This is a genomic window from Methyloceanibacter marginalis, assembly GCF_001723295.1.
In the GTDB taxonomy this organism is placed as follows: Bacteria; Pseudomonadota; Alphaproteobacteria; order Rhizobiales; family Methyloligellaceae; genus Methyloceanibacter; species Methyloceanibacter marginalis.
On record NZ_LPWD01000174.1, the window covers coordinates 1 to 3,469 of the forward strand.

Here is a 3,469-nt window from a genome sequence, read left to right on the forward strand (position 1 = left end):
CGCCTTGCGGATACGGGCCCTTGAGGGGCGCGCCGGTCACGAAATGCGTCTTTGCGGTTGGAAGAGCGTCGGGCCGGCCGGGCAAGGCCTCGTCGGCGGCAGGAATAGAAAGGGGTTTGCGCTTGAAGCCGAACATGGAGATCTCCGTTTTGGTTCTCCCCCGAGACGCCCCCGCTAGTTGATATAGACCTCGACCTCTTTCCGCTTCTGGCCGAGCCAATAGAGGAATACGCCGAGAATGCCGAACACCACCCAGGTCGGCGCGCTCAAAATCCCCAGGATGAACGGGTCCCACAGCCATTTGCCGGCATTGGTCTCGATCCAGGCCTTGGAGACGGTGAGCGTTTCGGGCGCCAGTTCCCGCCATTGAACGCCCATGGGCGTGACAACCCAAGCGCCGCCCCCAGCCAAGCTTTTGGTGGCGTCGACGACGGCGGCGACCATGGCAAGCAGAAGCAGCCAGACACCGAGAATTCGAAGAACAAAACGCATGAGCGAGAGTGGCAATCGCGTGTTTCAGCTTACATAGGCTATTGCTCGATCACGTTCAAACGCTGGTTTATCACATCCCGGCGAGCGGACCTTAAGGGCACGGCTTGCTTGAACGGGCAGGGCGCTTCGTGATAGTGCGCGCCTTCCGGAGCTTCAGGAGAGGTGGCCGAGTGGTCGAAGGCGCACGCTTGGAAAGCGTGTAGGCGGGTAACCGTCTCGAGGGTTCGAATCCCTCTCTCTCCGCCATCCGCCTTCGCTTGCGCTATGGCGTGATTGTCAGACAGCCGTAGCGCAAGCGAAGGCGGATGCCTCGCCGTAACGAAGTGAAGGCGGGCGACGCCATGAACTAACTTTACGTACTGCAAAGCGAAGCCGATGCTGGTCGGTACTACGTGGGCCTAACGACGGACCTGAAGCGCCGCTTTGATGAACACAATTCGGGCAAGTCCATCCACACCAACAAGCACCGCCCTTGGAAACTGGCCATCTACCTGGCCTTCCCTGATCGGGAAAAAGCAGAGCGATTCGAGCTATACCTGAAATCGGGATCGGGGCGATCCTTTGCTAAGAAGCACTTCTAGAGGCAGCGTACTCCGCTCGCGAAATCGAGTTTCGGCCTACAGCCCCGCCACGATCCTGACATCAGTGGGCCGGACAATCTCTCGCCGCACGCATCACGATGGAACCAGGGCGCATCGATGATCACGCTCTACGCTTTCGGCCCGGCCTTCGGGCTTCCCGACATGAGCCCGTTCGTCACCAAGGCCGAGATGCTGCTCAAGTTGGCCGGCCTCGGCTACCAGACCGACACCGGAGGCTTCAGCAAGGCGCCCAAGGGCAAGCTGCCCTACATCGTCGACGACGACGAGACGATCGCCGACTCCACCTTCATCCGCTGGCACCTGGAGAAGAAATACGGGATCGATTTCGACCGCGGCCTCGGCACGGAGCAGCGCGCCACAGCCTGGGCCTTCGAGAAGATGCTCGAAGACCATGCCTATTGGACCGTGCTGCACGCGCGCTGGGTGAACGACGACAATTTCGACAAAGGTCCGCGCGCCTATTTCGAAAGAGTGCCAATGCCGATGCGGCTCGTCGTTCAGCGTATGGCGCGCCGCCAGATGAAAGTCGAGCTCCACGGCCACGGCATGGGACGTCATTCGGAAGAGGAGATCGTCGCGCTTGGCACCCGGTCACTCGAAGCGGCGGCCGAGCTTCTCGCCGACAAGCCCTTCATGATGGGCAGCGAGCCGACTGGCCTAGACGCCACGGGCTTCGCGTTTATCGGCGGCGCGCTTTGTCCGTGTTTCGAGACACCGCTGCGCAATGCGGTCGAGCGCCGCGACAATCTCAAACGCTATGTCGGCCGCATGGCCGAGCGGTTCTATCCGGAGCAGACCGAGATGGCCGGCTGGGCCGCTTAGTCCACGGGCTACCAGAAGTCCGGCACGAAGTTCTGGTCCTCCATGGGCGGACGCACATAGTCGCCGGCCTTGGGGCGCGGCGGCAGCATCGGCGGCGACGGCGTCAGGTCCCCATACTCAATCATGCTCAAGAGATGCGTGATGCAGTTGAGCCGCGCCAGCTTTTTGTTGTCGGCCTTCACCACGTACCAGGGCGCCTGCTTGATGTCGGTATGCGCGAACATGGTGTCCTTGGCGCGTGAGTACTCGACCCAGCGGGAGCGCGACTCCACGTCCATGGGGCTCAGTTTCCAGCTGCGCGTGCGGTCGTTCATGCGCTTCTGGAAGCGCCGCTCCTGTTCCGCGTCGCTCACCGAGAACCAGTATTTGATCAGAATGATGCCAGAGCGCACTAGCATGCGCTCAAATTCTGGGCAGCTGCGCAAGAACTCCTGATACTCGGCGTCGCCGCAAAAGCCCATCACGCGTTCGACGCCCGCGCGGTTGTACCAACTGCGGTCGAACAGCACCATTTCGCCGGCCGCCGGCAGATGCGGCACGTAACGTTGAAAATACCAGGAGGTTTTTTCCCGTTCCGTCGGCGTGCCGAGCGCCACGACGCGGCACAGCCGAGGATTGAGGCTCTCTGTTATGCGCTTGATAACGCCGCCTTTTCCGGCCGCGTCCGCGCCTTCGAAGATCACCACGACGCGGAGCTTCTCGTGCTTGATCCACTCCTGCATCTTCACCAGCTCGACCTGGAGCCGGGCGAGTTCCTTCTCGTAGACTTGCGTCTTGATCTTCCGGGACGCGGCCTTGACGTCGCCGACTTGGAGGTCCGCCGCCGCCAGCTCTTCGTCCGACAGGTGCTTGGGCGCCTTACCGTTCTTTTTGTTTTTCTTGTGCTTTTTGCCCTCTTTGAGTTCCATCTCCACGGCAACCCCCTTTCATTCCGGCGGGGAATGAAAACGCGGACACTCGCAGGGCCGGTCTCTGAAAGATCCGCTATGACGTCCGGTCGCGCAGCCGCGAAGGGGTGGGCCGCCGCGCAAGCCATCGGATTACGCTGCAACACATGTGCCAGCATCGCCGGGGCGGCTGAACCGCCCGGCGTTGGAGCAGGATCTAGCGTTCGAGAAAGTAGCCCGGCGTCACGCCGCCTTGAGCTCGATCACCATATTGGTCGGCTCGGGCGGATGCGGCGCGAGGCTGGTACGGCTTTCGTCGCTCCAACTGGCGAGCTTGATCACCACGCCCTGCTGCGAGCCCGAGTTGGTGGACTCGCCGTCTCGACGATGTGCAGCCCATTGGGATCGAGGAAATAAGTGTGATCGCCGAAAATCTTGTTGAGTTGCTCGACCGCCGGATGATCATCGGGCAGCGGGTCCGCCTCGAACTGTGTCAGCGTCTGCTCGATAGCGTCTGAGGACATCTTCATCGGGAATTCCTTTCGCTCGGCGCCGGCAAGGCCTTGTCGGCGCAGTTTGAAGGTTTTCGCCCTTGGCTGTTTCCACCCAGCCGCCAGTCTAAGGCGAATGAGCCGCGCGGCCAAATCCGGCGCATTCATGCGCAAT

General features: G+C 61.5%; 4 protein-coding genes, 1 tRNA gene and 2 pseudogenes. 3 read left to right on the forward strand and 4 right to left on the reverse strand.

Translation table 11 applies throughout. The features are described from left to right. A pseudogene (locus AUC71_RS20975) lies at positions 1-136 on the reverse strand (peptide-methionine (S)-S-oxide reductase MsrA); the annotation flags it as partial. A gap of 38 nt (positions 137-174) precedes the next feature. Then, a complete protein-coding gene (locus AUC71_RS07185; protein ID WP_069623717.1) occupies positions 175-492 on the reverse strand; it encodes a hypothetical protein in 318 nt (105 codons plus the stop codon). Positions 493-648: 156 nt separating this feature from the next. Between AUC71_RS07185 and AUC71_RS07190 the strand changes: the two genes are divergently transcribed. The 3 genes from AUC71_RS07190 (at position 649) to AUC71_RS07195 (ending at position 1,916) form a co-directional block, all read left to right on the forward strand. Continuing rightward, positions 649-738: transfer RNA gene (locus AUC71_RS07190), tRNA-Ser, on the forward strand. A 113-nt stretch (positions 739-851) separates the two neighbouring features. Beyond that, positions 852-1,073: a GIY-YIG nuclease family protein gene (locus AUC71_RS17530; RefSeq protein ID WP_244500840.1), complete on the forward strand. Its 222-nt coding sequence runs from the start codon at positions 852-854 to the stop codon at positions 1,071-1,073. Between the two features lie 117 nt (positions 1,074-1,190). Beyond that, a complete protein-coding gene (locus AUC71_RS07195) occupies positions 1,191-1,916 on the forward strand; it encodes a glutathione S-transferase C-terminal domain-containing protein (RefSeq protein ID WP_069623718.1) in 726 nt (241 codons plus the stop codon). An 8-nt stretch (positions 1,917-1,924) separates the two neighbouring features. Here the strand turns inward: AUC71_RS07195 and ppk2 are convergent, their stop codons facing one another. After that, the gene (ppk2, locus tag AUC71_RS07200) at positions 1,925-2,824 is read right to left on the reverse strand and encodes a polyphosphate kinase 2 (RefSeq protein WP_083238174.1); all 900 of its coding nucleotides are present in this window, start codon (positions 2,822-2,824) and stop codon (positions 1,925-1,927) included. A 317-nt stretch (positions 2,825-3,141) separates the two neighbouring features. Then, positions 3,142-3,469: pseudogene (locus AUC71_RS20980) on the reverse strand (hypothetical protein); the annotation flags it as partial.